Genomic DNA, 18,677 nt, shown 5'->3' on the forward strand with positions numbered 1-18,677 from the left:
ATCGCCGACGCGTGAACACCAAGATCACCAGAGATACCTAGTCACCTCCAGCAGAGGAGTCCGGCATCAGCTAATGGCATGAAGTCCCGTTTCCATGATCGGAAACAGGGCTTTTTCACTGGTGGGCGGTACCGAGTTGGACTCAGTGACCCCTCGGTTGCAAGGAGTCAGGTCGGCCCTTCCCGCCGCCGGACCTGGGCCGACGCAACGTGATCATGGCCCACCCGTCAGGCTCGCGCCGGACCTAATGGCACGCTAATGGCACGACGATCATGCTCTTCCCCACGTCGCCATGTTGACTGATCAGGCCGTCCTCATTGCGCCGGGGCCGTCGAATGGCACGCGATTGGCACAACACCCTTCATGATCGGCTGCGTTCGCGGATTGCCGACTCCAAGCGCAGGCCGAGGCCGATCAGCGCCACCGTCATGAAGAACACCAGCACCTGCCATGACGGCTCGCCTCCCGAGAAGACGAAAGCTGCGACGGAAAGCATTCCGCCCGCCAGCAAAGCGCCGGTTCCCCAGGCTCGAACAGACGCGACGTCATCTCGTTGCTGTTCGGTCTTCCCCGCACGTAAAACGGGCTCCTCCGGCTCAGTCACGATCATGAGCATCCCACATCACCTTTGCGGCGACAGCTGTTCTACGGACCCGCACGACCTTCCCGTCTGCCTCGCCCACCTGGAAGACAGCGGGCCAAGGATGGGAGCTCCCCACTGGAAGAACGGCCCTTGACCCGCCGGGCTCCGCATGAGACGTGGCAGACGGGAGCGAACAGGCTGCCATGGCAGCCCACTCAGGTGGACAGGGAACGATCGTGGACGCCCGGAGACGGAGCTCCCCCGGCCGGAGGCATCTGGTAAGGCCGACCTGGTGACCGCGTACGCGTGCGAGGTCGAACCCGTCGAGGACTAAGCCGGAGTCGTCGATGGTCCCCGTGGGCGAGAGCGGTCGGGCGAAGCCCGGCCCAGGGAAAGACGTCCGAGCGGAGCGAGGGCCGTGGACCTCGGGCGGGCATCAGACGGCCCACCCGGGAAGCGGGCAACGGGTGGGCGCTTCTCGGGAATGTGGGCGGTACTGGGTTCGAACCAGTGACCCCTCGCTTGTAAGGCGAGTGCTCTACCGCTGAGCTAACCGCCCCTGATCGGCACTACACCTTACGACACCAGCGGCTGCGATCGCACATCCATGACCCAGCCCGGTCCCAGTTCGGGGCGGCCGGCGGCGCGCCAGCCCAGGAGGGCGGCTCCGAGCATGCCGGCGTCCACTCCCAGGGCGGCCGGGTGGAGCGGCGGCGCGGCGCGGAAGGCCAGGCGCTTGACGAGGCGGGTGCGGACCGGGTCGAAGAGGGCCGGGCCCGCCTCGGCGAGGCCGCCGCCGAGGACGATCATGGAGGGGTCCAGCAGCAGCGTGTACGTGGCCAGGGCGAGCGACAGGGCCTCGACCGCCTCGTCCCACACCTCGATGGCCACCGGGTCGTCCGAGGAGACCACCTGCTCCGCGCGTATCCCCTCCTGGCCCGAGCGCAGGCTGTAACGCCTGCCCACCGAGGCCGCCGAGGCATACGTCTCCAGGCAGCCGAACTGGCCGCACGCGCACTGCTCCCCGTCCGGGAACACCGGGATGTGCCCGATCTCGCCGCCCCAGCCCGACGCTCCCCCGTACGGCTCACCGTGCAGGATCATGGCGCCGGCGATACCGGTGCCGATCGGCAGGAACAGGAAGTCGGAGACGCCACGCCCCGCGCCAAGGACGCTCTCCGCGAGGCCGCCCGTGCGGACGTCGTGACCGAGCATGATCGGTACGTCCAGCGGCGTGAAGTCGGTGGCCGGGACGTCGCTCCAACCGAGGTTCGCGGCGTAGAGGGCGGTGTCCGCCGACACCAGTCCTGGAACGGCCAGGCCTACGCCCGCCGGGTTCCCGTCGCCCGAGGCCGCCAGGTGGCCGATGAAGTCGCGGATGGCGCCCACGACCGCCTCCGGGCCGTCCGCGACCGGAGTCGGGCGTCGCTCGCTCAGCAGCACCGCGCCGGACTCGCTGACCAGGCCGCCCTTCATGGACGTGCCGCCGACGTCCAGTGCGACGACGAACGAACTACTAGATGCGGACACGGTAGGAGACGATAGCGCAGCTCAGTAAATGTCTGGAATGTGGTCTCGCCGAGTCGCCGACTCCACCGCAGAGCGCCCACACGCACGTGCCTCGTACGAGGCGGAGTGACCTGAGCATGCGCTGCCTCTCGTGTGCGGACAGTCCCCCGACGCACGTTCCTCGCGTGTGCGGACAGTCCCCGGACGCACGTTCCTCGTGTGCGGGCGACGCACTCGGACGTATCAGCGGAGGGCCCGTCCGCACGTGCCTCCCATGCGGGCGAACCGCTCGGACTCGCCCCCGGCGGCCGGTACACGTCCCGCGCCACGCCTGACACAGAGCAAGCCCAGGCCGGGGCACACAGTCCCGTCTCAGGCGGTTCAGGCCCGTCCCAGGACCCGGTTCAGTGCCGCCTCCACCTCGGCCGACAGTCCCGGCGGCGCTCCCGACCCCATGAAGGCCTTGGCCCGTGCCATCCGTACCGCCCCGCAGCCCCGGCACTCCACCTCTCCCAACCGGCAGATCAGCGCCGTGGACCCGCACGTACGGCAGGAGTCGAGGTCGAGGTCGTGCAGCCGTTGACAGTCAGGGCAGATGAGCACCTGGGACTCCCGGCGTACCCCGCGCTTCCATGGGCTCGCGCCCCGGACGGGGTCCGTCTGCCGGGCCCCGCAGCGATAGCAGGGCATCGTGTCCTCCGTTACGAGCGTTCCAGCCTTATGAGCGTTACGAGATGTCGGCGAGCGCCTTGACGTAGGCGGCGACGTCGCGCGCGGTGCCGGCCGGGTTGACCACCGACCACCGGATCACGCCCTCGCCGTCGATCACGAAGGTGCCGCGCCGCGCGATGCCCTTCGCGTCGTCGAACACACCGTACGCCCGGGCGACCTGTCCATGTGGCCAGAAGTCGGAGAGCAGGGGAAAACCGTAACCCTCCTGGTCCGCCCAGGCACGATGCGTGAACAGGGAGTCGACCGAGACGGTGAGGATCTGTGCGTCGGCGGTGAGGTCACGCAGCGCGGCCAGCTCGCTCTGGCAGATCCCGCTGAAGGCAAGCGGGTAGAAGACCAGCACGACCTTCCTGCCCCGGAAATCGGACAGCCTCACGGGCGTGCCGTGCTGGTCCTGAAGCTCGAAGTCCGGAGCCACGGCGCCCACCGCGGCAGGATGTTGCGTCACAGAGCTCATCCTGCCGTATCCGGCCGGCGCTGGAGCTCCCTAGCGTCGGCCCTTGGGCGAGACGAGCCTGGTCCCCGACCAGTCGGAGGCCGCGGAGATGCTGCTGGTCTGCGAGAGACCCGCGGTCGTGGCATCCTCCCCGATGTCGCTCGGCTCCACGTGGCCGTCGCGTCCGGCCTTGGGAGTCAGCAGCCAGATCTGGCCGCCTTCGGCGAGGCCTCGCATGGCGTCGCTCAGGACGTCGAAGAGGTCTCCGTCTCCGTCACGCCACCACAGCAGCACCACGTCGACGACGTCGTCGGTGTCCTCGTCCAGCAGCTCGTTGCCGGTCAGGTTCTCGATGGACTCGCGAAGCTGCTCGTCGACGTCCTCGTCCCAACCGATCTCCTGCACCACCTGACCCGGCTTGAGACCGAGTCGTTCGGCCAGGCCGCGTTCGCCCTGCGCCTGACCCGCGGTCGCGCTCACGTTTATCCCTCCTGCTTGAGTGGCCCCGCTTGTGCGGTTATCGCTTCGGGACAGTCCACACGCTGTGACCCTCAGTCGTCAACGGTCGCCACGGGTACGGCCGTAGGCGGCCAGAATTAATCGGACAAAAATGACAGCCGAACCTGGCGTTGCGGGTTGTCGACATTGAGGTCGACGAGTGCGATCGACTGCCAGGTGCCGAGCGCCAGCCGTCCGCCGACCACCGGGACGGTCGCGTACGGCGGGATGAGCGCCGGCATCACGTGAGACCTGCCGTGCCCGCGTGAGCCGTGGGCGTGGCGCCACCGGTCGTCGGCCGGCAGCAGGTCACGCAGCGCGGCGATCAGGTCGTCGTCGCTGCCCGAACCCAGCTCCATCAGGACCACGCCCGCGGTCGCGTGCGGGACGAAGACGTGCAGCAGACCGTCCTCGCCCTGCTCCCGTACGAAGTCCGCGCAGACGGAGGTGATGTCGTGCACCGTCTCTCTCGAACCCGTGGCCACGGAGATGATCTGGGATCTCACACGAGAATTCTACTGAGGCACGACGACCGCATCCGGGCCCGGAAAGACCAGGCCGGTGTGTCCGTCGTCGAACCGCACGATGTACGGGGGCCCGCCGTTCGGCCCCTGAACCTCGATGATGATTCCGGCGCGATCCCTTTCACCGACGGTGTTCCCGTGCACAAGGAGCCGGTCGCCTGTCGTCGCGTTCATATCTCCAGGTTCGTACGGCGGGGTCCAAACGGGAAGAGGAATGTCCGTCTCCTGCCACCGGGTCAGGAAAAATCATGACCGAACCGTTACGCTGCCCCAACGCCGCGACGGCGCCGTCCGACACCACCCGTCCGCGTACGAGCCCGCACGGAGTCCTGTCCCGGGCCCTGACCGTCCAAGTGAAAGCCCTCGCACGGCAGCCCCTTCCGGACCCCGGCCGTCGTCCTCCCACGACCCCCGGCGGTCGTCCTCCTACGACCCCGCCCCGGGGTTCACCGTCGACCGCGTACGACCGCCCGCCCCGCGCTACCAAGACGTACGGCGACACGCCCGGAATCCCACCCGCGCCCCGACCGGAAACCTTCCACCGGCCCCGCTCCCAGCCCGCTGAACGGCCCGCCCGACAACCCGGAGGACAAGCCCGGACCTGCGTCCGAGTCAGCCCCACCGGCCGCCGTACCCAGGCCCCCCGGCTAGACTCGCGCGGCGTGCGCGCCCCGGCGGGTGACGGTGTCCACCCTGCGGGGGATACTCCACACATGAGGGGGAAATTTCACAGCTTTTCCCGACTTGTTAAATTGGCCGCCCAATGTAACCTTGGCCCTTGATTCGTCCTACCATCGGTGGTCTAGGCCACCACTAGCCGCCCTGCCAGCAGGGACGTCCTGGTTACCGACCAGTAGAGATGCACTTTCTACGGCGAACGACCAGGATGGAAGGCGACCCAGACCAGACATCCGTCATCCTCGGAAGGCGAGACCCAGTGGCTTCCGGACGCCAGCGTTTCTCGATCATCAGCGACGGCCTACCCAGCCAGTTGCCTGATGTCGACCCCAGCGAGACCAACGAGTGGCTCGAGTCCCTCGACAACGTCGTCAAGACCGAGGGCCGCACCAGGGCCCGCTATCTGATGCTCCGCATGCTGGAGCGGGCCCGCGAGCACCAGGTCGGCGTGCCGGGCCTGCGCAGCACCGACTACATCAACACGATCCCGCCGGAGCGCGAGCCCTGGTTCCCGGGTGACGAGCACGTCGAGCGCCGCATCCGCGCCTACATCCGCTGGAACGCCGCGATCATGGTCACCCGGGCCAACGCCCGCACCAACGTCGGCGGCCACATCGCGACCTACGCCTCCGCCGCGTCCCTCTACGAGGTGGGCTTCAACCACTTCTTCCGCGGCAAGGACCACGGCGAGTCCGGCGACCAGGTCTTCTTCCAGGGCCACGCCGCCCCCGGCATCTACGCCCGCGCCTTCCTGGAGGGCCGCCTCAACGAGGCGCAGCTCGACGCGTTCCGGCAGGAGCTGTCGCACGGCTTCCACGGCCTGCCCTCCTACCCCCACCCGCGCCTGATGCCGGACTTCTGGGAGTTCCCCACGGTGTCGATGGGTCTGGGCCCGATCGGCGCGATCTACCAGGCGCGGTTCAACCGCTACCTGCTGAACCGCCAGATCAAGGACACCAGCCGCAGCCACGTCTGGGCGTTCCTCGGCGACGGCGAGATGGACGAGCCCGAGTCCCTCGGCGCGATCGGCCTGGCGGCCCGCGAGGAGCTCGACAACCTCACGTTCGTCATCAACTGCAACCTGCAGCGCCTCGACGGCCCCGTACGCGGCAACGGCAAGATCATCCAGGAGCTGGAGTCCTACTTCCGCGGCGCCGGCTGGAACGTCATCAAGGTCGTCTGGGGCCGCGACTGGGACCCGCTGCTGGCGGCCGACGTCGACGGCGTGCTCGTCAACCAGATGAACACCACCCCCGACGGCCAGTTCCAGACCTACTCGGTCGAGTCGGGCGGCTACATCCGCGACAACTTCTTCGGCGGCGACCCGCGCCTGCGCAAGATGGTCGAGCACCTGACCGACGACGACATCCGCAAGCTGTCGCGCGGCGGCCACGACTACCGCAAGGTCTACGCGGCGTTCAAGGCGGCGCGTGAGCACGTCGGCCAGCCGACCGTCATCCTCGCCCAGACCATCAAGGGCTGGACCCTGGGCAAGGACTTCGAGGCGCGCAACGCCACCCACCAGATGAAGAAGCTCACCAAGGCCGAGCTGAAGGAGTTCCGCGACCGGCTCTACCTGCCGATCCCGGACTCGGCCCTGGAGGGTGAGCTGCCCCCGTACTTCCACCCGGGCGAGAACGACCCCGAGATCGAGTACATGAAGGAGCGCCGCGCGGCGCTGGGCGGCGTGCTGCCCAAGCGCGTGCTGCGCGCCAAGCCGGTCAAGCTGCCCGGCGACGACGTCTACAAGACGTTCGGCAAGGGCTCCGGCAAGCAGCAGGTGGCCACCACCATGGCGTTCGTGCGCCTGCTGAAGGACCTCATGCGCGACAAGGAGATCGGTCACCGGTTCGTGCCGATCATCCCCGACGAGGCGCGCACGTTCGGCCTCGACGCGATGTTCCCCACGGCGAAGATCTACTCGCCGCACGGCCAGACGTACGAGGCCGTCGACAGGGAGCTGCTGCTGTCGTACAAGGAGGCCGTGCAGGGCCAGATCCTGCACGAGGGCATCAGCGAGTCGGGCTCGATGGCCTCGGCGATCGCCGCCGGCACCGCGTACGCCACGCACGGCGAGCACATGATCCCGATCTACATCTTCTACTCGATGTTCGGGTGGCAGCGCACCGGCGACCAGATGTGGCAGATGGGCGACCAGATGGGCCGCGGCTTCCTGCTCGGCGCCACCGCGGGCCGCACCACGCTGAACGGCGAGGGCCTCCAGCACGAGGACGGCCACACGCCGCTCATCGCCTCGACCAACCCGGCCGCGATCTCCTACGACCCGTCGTGGGCGTTCGAGGTGGCGCACATCGTCAAGGACGGCCTGCGCCGCATGTACGGCGACCAGCCCGAGGACGTCTTCTACTACCTGACCGTCTACAACGAGCCCTACCTCCAGCCGGCCGAGCCCGCCGGGCTCGACGTGGACGGCCTGCTCAAGGGCCTGTACAAGTTCTCCGACGGCCCGCAGGTGCAGGGTCCGAAGGCCAACATCCTGGTCTCCGGCGTGGCGGGCCCGTGGGCCGTTGAGGCGCAGCGGCTGCTGGCCGAGGACTGGGGCGTGTCGGCCGACGTCTGGTCGGCCACGTCGTGGACCGAGCTGCGCCGCGACGCGCTCGCCTGCGAGGAGCACAACCTGCTCAACCCGGAGGCCGAGCCGCGCGTGCCGTACGTGACGCAGGCGCTGTCGCAGGCCCAGGGGCCGTTCGTGGGCGTCAGCGACTACATGAAGGCGGTCCAGGACCAGATCGCCCAGTGGGTCCCGGGTGACTGGTCGTCGCTCGGCACCGACGGGTTCGGCCTGTCCGACACCCGCTCGGCGCTGCGCCGCCACTTCCACGTCGACGCGGCGTCGATCACGCTGGCCGTGCTCACGAGCCTGGTCAAGCGCGGCGAGCTCGACGACGAGGTGCTGAGCGAGGCGATCGCCCGCTACCACCTCAAGAACGGCGTGACCGAGGCCGGCGGCGCGGAGAGCAACGACACGCAGTCGATGGGCGTCTGACCGCGACGTCCATGCCCGGCGGCCACAGGTGAGAGTGAGGCGACGCGTCCCGAGGGCGCGGCGCCTCACTCCGTTCCTGGTGGAGTCTCACGTATTGTGGGCACTACTTCCCCCGGAGAGCCGAGGGGGAAGTTTCATGCGTCATGTCCTGGCCGTCGCCGCCGCGCTGGCCGTGTCCACCAGTGCCTGCGCGGGCACGGCGAAGCCCGACACCGACCCCAAGGGAGTGGTCCCGCCCATCTCCTGGGGCCCGTGCACGGACATCAAGCGGCCGGGCGGGCAGACCCCCGCTCAGCAGGACCCCTCCGTCAGGTGCGCCAAGCTGGCCGTCCCGCTCGACTACGAGAATCCGAGCGGCGACACGATCCAGCTCGCCCTGATCAAGGTCGCGGCCACCAGCCAGAAGAGCCGCCTCGGCTCGCTGGTCTTCAACTTCGGCGGCCCCGGCGGCTCCGGCGTCGACACGCTCGACCAGGCCGCCAAGTCGTTCGACACGCTGCGCGCCCGTTACGACCTGATCAGCTTCGACCCGCGCGGCGTCGAGCGCAGCGCGGGCGTGCGCTGCGGCAGCGACGCCGACCTGGACCGGTGGGTGGCGATCAACACGCTCCCGATCGACGAGCGGACCCGCCTGGCCAGCCAGGCCGCCAACCGGGAGTTCGCCCGGCTCTGCCAGCGCGACTCGGGCTCGGTCCTGCCGTACGTGGGCACGGTGAACGCCGCCCGCGACATGGACCGGCTGCGGACCGCGCTCAAGGAGCCCAAGCTCAACTACTTCGGCATGTCGTACGGCACGCAGCTCGGCGCCGTCTACGCCACCCTGTACCCGAAGAACGTCGGCCGGATGGTGCTCGACGCCCCCCTCGACCCGGCGATCACCTTCGGGGAGCGCACGCTCGCGCAGACCAGCGGCTTCCAGCGGGAGTACGAGACGTTCCTGAAGGACTGCGTGAAGAGCGGCTGCGACTTCGGAAAGACCGTCAAGGCGGCGAACGCCAACGTCAACCGGCTCATGAACCGCCTCGTGACCAGGCCGCTCACCGTGAACGGCCGGCAGCTCACCCAGGGCCTGGCCTCGACCGGGGTCGCCGCGGCCCTGTACTCGGAGCTGTCGTGGCCGTTCCTGGAGAAGGCGATCGCCGCGGGAATCAAGGGCCGGGGCGAGGCGCTGATGTTCCTGGCCGACTCCTACACCGGGCGTGACGAGCGCGGTCACTACTCGACGCAGATGGCCAGCTTCCCGGCGATCACCTGCGTGGACTCGGCGGAGCGCCCCGACGACCAGCAGCTGCGCGGCACGTGGGAGAAGTCGACCAGGATCTCGCCGCTGTTCGGCGGTGAGGGCTCGGGCGGGCTGTGCCGCTTCTGGCCGGTCCCGGGCAACGACCAGGCCCGGCACGTGAACGCCACGGGGTCGGCGCCGATCGTCGTGGTGGGCGGCAAGGGCGATCCGGCCACGCCGTACCAGTGGGCGCCGCGCCTGACCGCGGAGCTGAAGACGGCGCGGCTGATGACGTACGAGGGCGAGGGCCACGGCGCGTACACGTCGGGCAACCGCTGCATCCAGCGCAAGGTCGACTCCTACCTCCTCACGGGCAAGCTGCCGGCCCGCGGCGCCGTCTGCTCGGCCACCTGACCGCCTGCCCGCCGCATGTCCGTCACGCGTGCCCGGACCGGTCTAGGCTCGGGCACGTGACCGACTATCCCGCGCACGTCGAGGCCGAGGCCGCCAGGCTCGTCGAGCTGGTGTCCGGGGCCGACCCCGGCACGCCGGTGCCCACCTGTCCCGGCTGGACGCTCGCCGAGCTGATCACCCACGTCGGCACCACGCATCGCTGGGTGATCCACATCCTGCGCGACCGCGTGCAGGAGCGCGTCTGGTCGCGTCAGGTGCCCAACGGCCTGCCCGAGGGGGCGAGCGGCGACCCGGCCTGGCTGGCGCGGGGAGCCGCCGAGCTGCTGGCCACGCTGCGCGCCACCGACCCGGCCACGCGGGTGTGGTCGTGGGGCGGCGAGCAGTCGGCGGCGTACTGGGCGCGGCGGATGGCGTTCGAACTGCTCGTCCACCGGGTCGACGCCGAGCTGGCCCTGGGCGTGGACCCGGCGATCCCCGCGGCGACGGCGCTGGACGGCATCGAGGAGTTGCTCGGCAACCTGCCGCACGCCGTCTGGGTCGCCCGCCGCCTGGCCGAGCTGGACGCGGAAGGCGCCACGATCCACCTCCACGCCACCGACACACCGTCCGAAACCCCGTCCCCGGCGAAGGACCTTCCGGAGGGCACCGGCGAGTGGACCGTCATCCAGGGCGCGGCGGGCACGGTCACCTGGACACGCGGCCACACCAAGGCCGACACGGCCGTCCGCGGCCCCGCCCGCGACCTGCTGCTCATGTTGTACGGCCGGCGCTTCGCCCCCACGCTGACCGTCTTCGGTGACCGCTCCTTCCTGGACCGCTGGCTCGCCAAGGCCGCCTTCTGATCCCACCCCTTCCAACGGCGCGCGCACGGCTTCCAACGACGCGCTCACGGCGCACACGACGGCGGACGCGGCGCCACACGACGGCGGACGCGGCGACGGCGAAGAGCCCTGGACGCGCCGCCGCTCGGCGGTCGGCGGCGTGTCCAGGGAGGGGGCCGCCCGGCGGGAGGCCGGGTGGCCCGTCACGAGCCCGGGCGGCGGGCCGGCGGCCGGCGGGGAAGGCGCCGGCGGCGGCTCGCCGCGGCTCATGGCCTCGGGTGGAAGATCCCGAAGAGGTTGCCCGAGGTGTCGCGGAGGTAGGCGAAGTCGGTGCCGCCCCCGTCGTCGACGACCTTGGTGACGACCTTGCCCCCGAGCCCCTCGGTCTGCCGGCGCGCCTCCTCGACGTCGGCCACCTGGACGTGGAAGACCGCGTGGTCGGGGAACTCCCCCTTGGTGTTGAACAGCCCGCCCGCGGGCCGCTCGCCCCCGGGACAACTGATCCTGCGGTAGTCAATGGAGCCCTCGCGGCGGGCGAAGGTCCAGCCGAACAGCCCTCCGTAGAAGCGCTCGGCGCCTTCGGGGTCGGCCGTCGCCACCTCGAACCAGGTCACCGTGTTGTCCATTGTCACCCTCTCGTTTGTCGAACACAATGACGATCCACCGGTGAAACGACAGCCCTATGTCGGTGTTTTCTCATGAGTTTTCGAGCTACTGATCGAGCACCGTGCCGTGGACCATCATCTCCGGCAGGTCGGGCGCGAAGCCTTCGAGCGGGCGGTCGGGGCAGCGCTCGCCGATGACGCCGGCGGAGGCGATCCGGTCCAGCCGGAACACCCGGACGTCGTCGCGTAACCGGCACCACGCCACCAGGTACCAGAACCCGCCCCGCCCGCCCAGGAACACCCCGGGCTCGACGTCGCGCGAGGTCAGCGCGCCCTTGGCGTCGGCGTACTCCAGCCGCAGCACGCGGCGGCGCAGCAGCGCCTCCTCGATCGCCCGCGAGACGCCCTCGGCCCCGAGCCGGCCGCCCGTGCCGCCGTCACCGGGCTCGGCGACGACCCGCACCCGGCGGGCCAGCTCCCGCGCCAGCTCGCCCTCCCGGCCCGGCATGGCGGCCACCACCTTGCGCAGCGCGCTGCGCGCCTGCCGACCGAACGGCTGGTCGCCGGCCCTGCTGAGCGCCAGCGCGATGGCCACGGCCTCGGCCGGCGAGAAGTTGAGCGGGGGAAGGGACATCTTCTTGTCGAGCGCGTACCCGCCCCTGCGCCCCGGCTCGGCGTAGATCGGCACCCCGGACTCCTGGAGGGCGGTGATGTCGCGCTCGATCGTGCGGACGCTCACCTCGAACCTGCTGGCCAGCTCGCGCGCCGAGCGGCAGCGCGGGGCGATCGCGCGCAGGTCCTCGACGAGCGCGTACAGCCGATCGGTACGGTTCACATCCGGGACGCTACGCGGCGCCACCGACAATCGCGCGTCCCGCGACGTCCCCGGCAGCTCGCCGTCACCGCCACGCCACAGAGCTCTCACCCCCACGCCCGCGAACGCCCTGCACGGCGGTCCCTGCCGGCCCCATGCCCGCCTACGACCGGCGGCGGGTCCACGCCAGCAGGTCCTCCACCGGCCGCGTGTTCACGATCCGCCCGGCCTCGATCCCGCACCGCGCCGCCCGCTCGCAGCCGAACCGCTGCCAGTCGAGCTGCCCCGGCGCGTGCGCGTCGGAGTCGATCGCGAAGTCGCACCCCATCTCGTACGCGAGCAGCATCAGCCGCTTCGGCGGGTCCAGCCGGTCCGGCCTGGAGTTGATCTCCACGGCCACCCCGAAGCGGCGGCACGCCTCGAAGACGATCTCGGCGTCGAACTCCGACTCCGGCCGCACCCCGCCCCGCCGGCCGCCGCCGCGCACGATCCGCCCGGTGCAGTGCCCGAGCACGTCGACGTGCGGGTTCGCGATGGCGGCGACCATCCGGCGGGTCATCTCATGGCGGTTCATGCGCAGCTTGGAGTGGACGCTCGCCACGACCACGTCGAGCCGTTCGAGCAGCTCGGGCTCCTGATCGAGGGTGCCGTCGAGGTTGACGTCCACCTCGGCGCCGGTGAGGACCCGGAACGGCGCGAGCCGCTCGTTGAGCCGCTCCACGAGGTCGAGCTGGCGGCGCAGCCGGGCCGGTGACAGGCCGTTAGCGACGGTCAGGCGGGGCGAGTGGTCCGTCAGGGCCCAGTAGTCGTGGCCGAGCGCACGGGCGGTCTCGGCCATCTCCTCGATCGGCGAGCCGCCGTCCGACCAGTCGGAGTGGCCGTGCAGGTCGCCCTTGAGCGCCGAGCGCAGCGCCGCGGTCTCCCCGTCCAGGTCGGCGCCCTCGGTCGCGCGCAGCCTGCGCAGGTAGGCGGGGACCTGGCCGTCGAGCGCCTCGGTGATGGCCAGGGCGGTGACCTTGCCGATGCCCGGCAGGTCGGCGAGGCCGCATGCGCCGGCCAGGCGTACGAGCTCGTCGTCCGGCAGCGACTCGGCCACGGCCGCCGCGCGGCGGAACGCGCGCACGCGGTAGGTGGGCTCTCCGGCCCGTTCCAGGAGGAAGGCGATCTCACGCAGAGCCTCGACCGGTTTCATAGGGAACTCCTACCCCCAGGTGGTTCGTCCCCTAAGGGACATTGATGCCGCGGGAGGGGCCCCGCTAGGCTGATCGGCCAACGAAAGCAGGAGCTCATGGGACAGCCGAGACCACAACAACCACAGCAACCGCCCAAGCGGTCCAAGGCATCCAAAGTGGTCACGCTGTCCGTCATCGGCATCGTCTCCGTCATGGTCGTCGGCTACTGCGCCGCCCAGTCCGACGACGACGACGTCACCGCCGACTGCGTCGACACGAGCCAGCAGCTCCCCGACGGCTCGTACCCGGTCGTCGACGACGACTACTGCGACGACGACGACGATGACGGCGGCGGTGGCGGTGCCCACTACTACAGCAGCGGCGGCTCCCGCGCCGCCTACCACTGGTACTACGGCGGCAGGCGGGTCGGCACCCACGTGCGCGGCGGCACCACCCTGCGCCCCTCCGACGTGACCATCTCCTCCCGCACGGGCAAGTCGATCCAGCGGGGCGGCTTCGGCGGCCGCTCCAGCAGCGGGAGCTGACGCGTGCGGCGCGAACGCGGGACACCGAGGAACGGCTGGGACAAGATCATAGAGAGCCAGGGGCTGGCCTACCACCGCGCGGCCCACCCCGAGGGGCTCAGCCGCCCGTACTGGGACGAGTCCGTCCACTATGTCTTCTCCATGGACGAGGTCGACGCGCTGGAGGCGCAGGTCGAGGAGCTGCACGAGATGTGCCTGCGCGCCGCGGCCCACGTCGTGGAGACCGGCCGCTTCGCGGACTTCGCCATCCCCGAGTGGGCCGTGGAGGACGTCAGGCGCTCGTGGGAGCGCCGCGACCCCCACCTGTACGGCCGCTTCGACCTGCGCTACGACGGCACGGGCCCGGCCAGGCTGCTGGAGTACAACGCCGACACGCCGACCTCGCTGGTGGAGTCGGCGGTCGTGCAGTGGTTCTGGCTCAAGGACACGCACCCGGACGACGACCAGTGGAACTCCGTCCACGAGCGGCTCGTCGACCGCTGGGCCGCCATGACGCTGCCGCCCGGCCCCACCCACTTCTCGTGGACGTCCATGGACGAGACCGGCGAGGAGGCGATGACCCTCGCCTACCTCCAGGAGACGGCCGAGCAGGCCGGGCGCTCCACGGTGGCGGTCGCCATGGAGGACGTCGGCTGGGACGAGCCGAACCGGCGCTTCGTCGACGTGGAGGAGCGGTGGATGCGCTCGGTCTTCAAGCTGTACCCGTGGGAGTGGATGCTGGCCGACCCGTTCGGGCGGCTCGCCGTCCGGCACGCCACCTGGGTCGAGCCCCTGTGGAAGGTCCTGCTGTCGAACAAGGCCCTGCTCGCCGTCCTGTGGGAGCTGTACCCCGGCCACCCCAACCTGCTTCCCGCCTACCTCGACGGGCCCCGCGACCTGACCTCGTACATCGTCAAACCGCTGCTGGGCAGGGAGGGCGCGTCGATGCGCGTCGTCACCCCGGACGGCGGCCACGAGACCCCGGGCGAGTACGGGCGTGAGGGCTTCGTCCACCAGGGCTTCGAGGCCCTGCCCGAGTTCGACGGCCAGCGGCCGGTGCTCGGCGCCTGGGTGGTCGCCGACGAGGCGGCCGGCCTGGGCATCCGCGAGACCACGGGTTTGATCACCGACGACACCTCCTCCTTCGTCCCCCACCGAATCGAGCGACCATGACCCTGCTGGAAACCCTCGCCCGCGGCGCCGGCGCCATCGCCGCCTACGCCGCCGTCGGCGTGGTGCTGCTGATCGTCGGCTTCTACGTGATCGACCTCGCCACCCCGGGCAAGCTCAGCGCGATCATCCGCACCGAGCGCAACCCCAACGCCACCCTGCTCGCCACCTCGGCCATGATCGCCGTGGGGCTCATCGTGGCCGCCTCGATCTGGTCCTCCGGCGGCCGGCTCGTCGAAGGGCTGGCGGGCACCGCGGTCTTCGGCCTGGTCGGGATCGTGGTGCAGACCGTGGCGATGATGGTCTTCGACAGGGTCGTCGGCATCTCGGTGCGCGACCTCGTCAAGGAGCCGGAGATCCAGCCGGGCGCGCGGCTGCTCGCCGCCACGCACGTGGCCATCGGGCTCATCACGGCCGTGGCCGTGATCTGACCGCGGCCCCCGGTCAGGCCCGGCCGTCGCCGTCCGTCGCGGCCGGTCTTCCGGACCTGGCACTCTAGGAGGCGTGACAGACCGGACCCGGGAGGACACCACGCGCAGGCTGGAGCGCGCCATGGGCGCGCTCGGCACGGCCGCCATGGCCCGCATGGACGAGCAACTGCCATGGTTCCGCGCGCTCAGCGCCGAGGACCGCTCCTGGGTGGGCCTGGTGGCGCAGGCCGGCATCGCCGCGTTCGTGGAGTGGTTCCAGCACGCCGGCGAGAACCGGCCGACGCCGAGCATCGAGTTCTTCGGCACGGCCCCGCGCGAGCTGAAGCGCTCCATCTCCCTGCAGCAGACGGTCGACATCGTCCGCGTGGTGGTGGAGGTCGTCGAGGCGGAGAGCGACGAGCTGGCCGCGCCCGGTGGCGAGGACCAGCTCCAGCAGGCCATGCTGCGCTACACCCGTGACGTGGCGTTCGCCGCCGCCCAGGTCTACGCCCGCGAGGCCGAGGCCCGCGGCGCCTGGGACGCCCGGCTGGAGGCCCTGATCGTGGACGCGCTGGTCCGGGGCGAGGTGGACGACGGGCTCCACTCGTGGGCCGCCGCGCTCGGCTGGACCTCCTCCCCCGTGGTGGTGATCGCCGGTCACGCCCCCGAGGACGACCCGCGGGCGGTGATCGACGGGCTGCGTGAGAAGGGCCGCCGCATCGGCATGGACCTGCTGGCCGGAGTGCAGGCCGACCGGCTGATCGTGATCGTGGGCGGCGCCGGCAGCGTCGACGAGGCGGCCCGGCAGGTGGTGGCCCGGTTCGGGCCGGGGCCGATCGTCATCGGCCCGGAGGTGCCCGACCTGCACGCCGCGGCGCGGTCCGCGCGGGCCGCGCTGGCGGGGCTGAAGGCCTCGTCCGGCTGGCCCGACGCGCCCCGGCCCGTGCACGCCGACGACCTGCTCGCCGAGCGGGCCCTGGACGGCGACGAGGACGCGCGCGAGCAGCTCGTGGAGAACGTGTACGTGCCGCTGGCGGGCACGCCGCTGCTCGACACGCTGGCGACGTACCTGGAGCAGGGCACCTCGCTGGAGGCGACGGCGCGGCTGCTGTTCGTCCACCCCAACACGGTCCGCTACCGCCTGCGGAAGATCACCGAGCTGACCGGCTACCAGCCGACCGAGGGACGCTCGGCCTTCACCCTGCAGGTGGGCCTCATCCTGGGCCGCCTCACGGAGAGCGCCGCGACATGGCGGGCCCTAACGTAATTGTCCGAAAACCCCCATTGTAGGAACCGTACAAAACCTGTTGGACAAAGTTCGTACGGATCCTTATCCGCGTGTCGGAGTTCTACAGGGCAGGGTGGAGTTCGTGCTAGCAATCGTCGCTCCGGGCCAAGGCGCCCAGACTCCGGGTTTCCTCACACCCTGGCTTGAGCTGCCCGGTCTGGCCGACCGGCTCGCCGGGTGGTCCGAAGTGGCAGGGCTGGACCTGATCGCCCACGGCACCACCGCGGATGCCGACGAGATCCGCGACACCGCCGTCGCGCAGCCTCTGCTCGTGGCCGCGGCGCTCGCCTCCGCCGAGGCGCTCGGCGTGACTCCCGACCTGGTGGCCGGGCACAGCGTCGGGGAGTTCGCCGCCGCCGCGCTGGCCGGCACCCTCACCGCCGAGCAGGCGCTGGGGCTGGTTCGCGAGCGCGCCCAGGCCATGGCCAAGGCCGCCGCCGTCACCGAGACCGGCATGACCGCGGTCCTCGGCGGCGACGAGGCCGAGGTCCTCGCCGCCATCGAAAGGCACGGCCTGACCCCCGCAAACATCAACGGCGCCGGCCAGATCGTCGCCGGCGGCACGCTGGAGCAGCTCGCCGCCTTCCAGGACGACGCGCCCGAGCGCGCCAGGCTCCGCCCGCTCGCCGTGGCGGGCGCCTTCCACACCGTGCACATGGCCCCGGCCGTCGCCGCGCTGCGCGAGGCCGCGGCCGGCGTGACGCCCGCCGACCCGGCGGTCCGGCTGCTGTCCAACGCCGACGGCCAGGTCGTGACGAGCGGCCCCGACTTCCTGGACCGGTTGGTCAAGCAGGTCAGCAGCCCGGTCCGGTGGGACTCCTGCATGGCCTCCATGGCCGAGCTGGGCGTCACCGCGATCATCGAGCTGCTCCCCGGCGGCACCCTGACCGGCCTGGCCAAGCGCGCGCTGCGGGGCGTCCCCACCGTCGCGCTGAAGACCCCCGACGACCTCGACGCGGCCAAGGAGCTGATCAAGTGAGGATCCCCGACGTCGCGCCAGGCGCGAAGGTGCTGGCCTTCGGCCACTACCAGCCGGCCACCGTCGTCACCAACGACGACCTGGCCAAGGTCATGGACACCAACGACGAGTGGATCCAGTCGCGCGTCGGCATCCGCGAGCGCCGCATCGCCGCCGAGGGCGAGTCGGTCGAGGACATGGCCGTGCAGGCCGGAGGCAAGGCCCTGGCCGCCAGCGGCCTGTCCGCCGCCGACGTCGACCTGGTGATCGTCGCCACCTGCACGCTGGAGACGCAGATCCCCAACGCCGCCGCCGTCGTGGCGCACCGGCTGGGCATCCAGGCGCCCGGCGCGTTCGACGTCAACGCCGCCTGCGCCGGCTTCTGCTACGCGCTGGCCACCGCCAGCGCCGCCGTCCGCGGCGGCTCGGCGCGCAACGTGCTCGTCATCGGCTCGGAGAAGCTGTCGCAGTGGGTGGACCCGACCGACAGGTCCACCGCGGTGATCTTCGCCGACGGAGCGGGTGCCGCGGTCGTGGCCCCGGCCGACACGCCCGGGATCGGACCGGTCGTCTGGGGCAGCGCGGGCGACAAGGCCGACGCGATCTCCATCACCGACCGCAACGACCACCTCCACCAGGAGGGCCAGACGGTGTTCCGCTGGGCCACCACCGCGCTGCACCCGGTGGCCAAGGAGGCGTGCGACCGCGCCGGGGTCGACCCCTCGGAGCTGGCCGCGTTCGTCCCGCACCAGGCCAACCTGCGCATCATCGAGGCGATCGCGCGCAAGCTCGGCGCCGACAAGGCCGTCGTGGCGCGTGACATCGTCACCGCCGGCAACACCTCGGCGGCCTCCATCCCGCTGGCGCTCTCGCGCATGATCGAGCGCGGCGAGGTGCGCTCCGGCGACCTCGCGCTCGTCCTGGGCTTCGGTGCCGGCCTCACCTACGCGGGCCAAGTCATCGAGGTTCCGTAGGATCCGGTACGGCTTCCGCCACACCGGACACGACTTGTACGGCGTGTGCCGTACAGAACCAGATAGAACCAAAGGAGAACTACGACATGGCTGCCAGCGAGCAGGAGATCCTCGAAGGCCTCGGCAAGATCATCAACGAGATCACCGGCATCCCGGCCTCCGAGGTGACGCCCGAGAAGAGCTTCGTGGACGACCTCGACATCGACTCCCTGTCCATGGTCGAGATCGCCGTGGCCGCCCAGGACGAGTTCGGCGTCGAGATTCCCGACGACCAGCTCAAGAACCTGAAGACGGTCAAGGACGTCCTCACCTTCATCCAGAACTGACGATCGGCAGCT

General features: G+C 70.8%; 20 protein-coding genes and 1 tRNA gene. 10 read left to right on the forward strand and 11 right to left on the reverse strand.

From position 1 onward, the window contains the following. Positions 1 to 361: 361 nt before the first annotated feature. The 8 genes from AB0H64_RS13020 to AB0H64_RS13055 form a co-directional block, all read right to left on the reverse strand. Complete coding sequence (locus AB0H64_RS13020) at positions 362 to 616, reverse strand: hypothetical protein (RefSeq protein WP_357623395.1); 255 nt, start codon at positions 614 to 616, stop codon at positions 362 to 364. A gap of 454 nt (positions 617 to 1,070) precedes the next feature. Next, positions 1,071 to 1,142, reverse strand: a tRNA-Val gene (locus AB0H64_RS13025). Between the two features lie 17 nt (positions 1,143 to 1,159). After that, a complete protein-coding gene (locus AB0H64_RS13030) occupies positions 1,160 to 2,113 on the reverse strand; it encodes an ROK family protein (protein ID WP_357623397.1) in 954 nt (317 codons plus the stop codon). A gap of 360 nt (positions 2,114 to 2,473) precedes the next feature. Beyond that, the gene (locus tag AB0H64_RS13035; RefSeq protein WP_357623399.1) at positions 2,474 to 2,695 is read right to left on the reverse strand and encodes a hypothetical protein; all 222 of its coding nucleotides are present in this window, start codon (positions 2,693 to 2,695) and stop codon (positions 2,474 to 2,476) included. A 124-nt stretch (positions 2,696 to 2,819) separates the two neighbouring features. Then, positions 2,820 to 3,272, reverse strand: coding sequence for a peroxiredoxin (locus AB0H64_RS13040; RefSeq protein WP_357623400.1), 453 nt, complete (start codon positions 3,270 to 3,272; stop codon positions 2,820 to 2,822). A gap of 39 nt (positions 3,273 to 3,311) precedes the next feature. Continuing rightward, positions 3,312 to 3,740, reverse strand: coding sequence for a DUF3052 domain-containing protein (locus AB0H64_RS13045; RefSeq protein WP_310710809.1), 429 nt, complete (start codon positions 3,738 to 3,740; stop codon positions 3,312 to 3,314). A 116-nt stretch (positions 3,741 to 3,856) separates the two neighbouring features. Next, positions 3,857 to 4,264 (reverse strand): secondary thiamine-phosphate synthase enzyme YjbQ, encoded by a 408-nt coding sequence (locus AB0H64_RS13050; RefSeq protein ID WP_357623402.1) that lies wholly within the window; start codon positions 4,262 to 4,264, stop codon positions 3,857 to 3,859. Positions 4,265 to 4,273: 9 nt separating this feature from the next. After that, positions 4,274 to 4,456, reverse strand: a complete 183-nt coding sequence (locus AB0H64_RS13055; RefSeq protein WP_310710807.1) for a DUF1918 domain-containing protein — start codon at positions 4,454 to 4,456, stop codon at positions 4,274 to 4,276. Between the two features lie 763 nt (positions 4,457 to 5,219). Between AB0H64_RS13055 and aceE the strand changes: the two genes are divergently transcribed. From aceE to AB0H64_RS13070, 3 genes are all read left to right on the forward strand, one after another. Continuing rightward, entirely contained in the window at positions 5,220 to 7,967 is a 2,748-nt protein-coding gene (gene aceE, locus AB0H64_RS13060; protein ID WP_357623405.1) for a pyruvate dehydrogenase (acetyl-transferring), homodimeric type, read from the forward strand. A 136-nt stretch (positions 7,968 to 8,103) separates the two neighbouring features. Continuing rightward, positions 8,104 to 9,603, forward strand: coding sequence for an alpha/beta hydrolase (locus tag AB0H64_RS13065; RefSeq protein ID WP_357623407.1), 1,500 nt, complete (start codon positions 8,104 to 8,106; stop codon positions 9,601 to 9,603). A gap of 56 nt (positions 9,604 to 9,659) precedes the next feature. Beyond that, positions 9,660 to 10,445: a maleylpyruvate isomerase family mycothiol-dependent enzyme gene (locus tag AB0H64_RS13070; protein ID WP_357623409.1), complete on the forward strand. Its 786-nt coding sequence runs from the start codon at positions 9,660 to 9,662 to the stop codon at positions 10,443 to 10,445. Positions 10,446 to 10,690: 245 nt separating this feature from the next. On the opposite strand, the gene AB0H64_RS13075 is transcribed toward AB0H64_RS13070, so the two are convergent. The 3 genes from AB0H64_RS13075 to AB0H64_RS13085 form a co-directional block, all read right to left on the reverse strand. Next, positions 10,691 to 11,050, reverse strand: coding sequence for a VOC family protein (locus AB0H64_RS13075; protein WP_357623411.1), 360 nt, complete (start codon positions 11,048 to 11,050; stop codon positions 10,691 to 10,693). An 85-nt stretch (positions 11,051 to 11,135) separates the two neighbouring features. Beyond that, positions 11,136 to 11,864: a YafY family protein gene (locus AB0H64_RS13080; protein WP_357623413.1), complete on the reverse strand. Its 729-nt coding sequence runs from the start codon at positions 11,862 to 11,864 to the stop codon at positions 11,136 to 11,138. A gap of 142 nt (positions 11,865 to 12,006) precedes the next feature. After that, positions 12,007 to 13,035, reverse strand: a complete 1,029-nt coding sequence (locus AB0H64_RS13085; protein WP_357623415.1) for a PHP domain-containing protein — start codon at positions 13,033 to 13,035, stop codon at positions 12,007 to 12,009. 156 nt (positions 13,036 to 13,191) lie between these two features. Between AB0H64_RS13085 and AB0H64_RS13090 the strand changes: the two genes are divergently transcribed. The 7 genes from AB0H64_RS13090 (at position 13,192) to AB0H64_RS13120 (ending at position 18,665) form a co-directional block, all read left to right on the forward strand. Continuing rightward, positions 13,192 to 13,560: a hypothetical protein gene (locus tag AB0H64_RS13090; protein ID WP_357623417.1), complete on the forward strand. Its 369-nt coding sequence runs from the start codon at positions 13,192 to 13,194 to the stop codon at positions 13,558 to 13,560. Positions 13,561 to 13,563: 3 nt separating this feature from the next. Next, positions 13,564 to 14,712, forward strand: coding sequence for a glutathionylspermidine synthase family protein (locus AB0H64_RS13095; protein ID WP_357623419.1), 1,149 nt, complete (start codon positions 13,564 to 13,566; stop codon positions 14,710 to 14,712). Continuing rightward, positions 14,709 to 15,140, forward strand: a complete 432-nt coding sequence (locus tag AB0H64_RS13100; RefSeq protein WP_357623421.1) for a DUF350 domain-containing protein — start codon at positions 14,709 to 14,711, stop codon at positions 15,138 to 15,140. The genes AB0H64_RS13095 and AB0H64_RS13100 overlap by 4 nt, the downstream gene beginning before the upstream one ends. Before the next feature lie 121 nt (positions 15,141 to 15,261). After that, positions 15,262 to 16,386, forward strand: coding sequence for a helix-turn-helix domain-containing protein (locus AB0H64_RS13105; protein ID WP_357623563.1), 1,125 nt, complete (start codon positions 15,262 to 15,264; stop codon positions 16,384 to 16,386). 103 nt (positions 16,387 to 16,489) lie between these two features. Beyond that, positions 16,490 to 17,386, forward strand: coding sequence for an ACP S-malonyltransferase (locus tag AB0H64_RS13110; RefSeq protein ID WP_357623423.1), 897 nt, complete (start codon positions 16,490 to 16,492; stop codon positions 17,384 to 17,386). Continuing rightward, a complete protein-coding gene (locus AB0H64_RS13115) occupies positions 17,383 to 18,339 on the forward strand; it encodes a beta-ketoacyl-ACP synthase III (RefSeq protein ID WP_357623425.1) in 957 nt (318 codons plus the stop codon). Before AB0H64_RS13110 ends, AB0H64_RS13115 begins: the two co-directional genes overlap by 4 nt. Positions 18,340 to 18,425: 86 nt before the next feature. Next, on the forward strand, positions 18,426 to 18,665 hold the full coding sequence (locus AB0H64_RS13120) for an acyl carrier protein (RefSeq protein ID WP_350807180.1): 240 nt from the start codon (positions 18,426 to 18,428) through the stop codon (positions 18,663 to 18,665). Positions 18,666 to 18,677 lie beyond the last annotated feature (12 nt).

The organism is Nonomuraea sp. NPDC050733 (assembly GCF_040654215.1).
Classification (GTDB): Bacteria; Actinomycetota; Actinomycetes; order Streptosporangiales; family Streptosporangiaceae; genus Nonomuraea.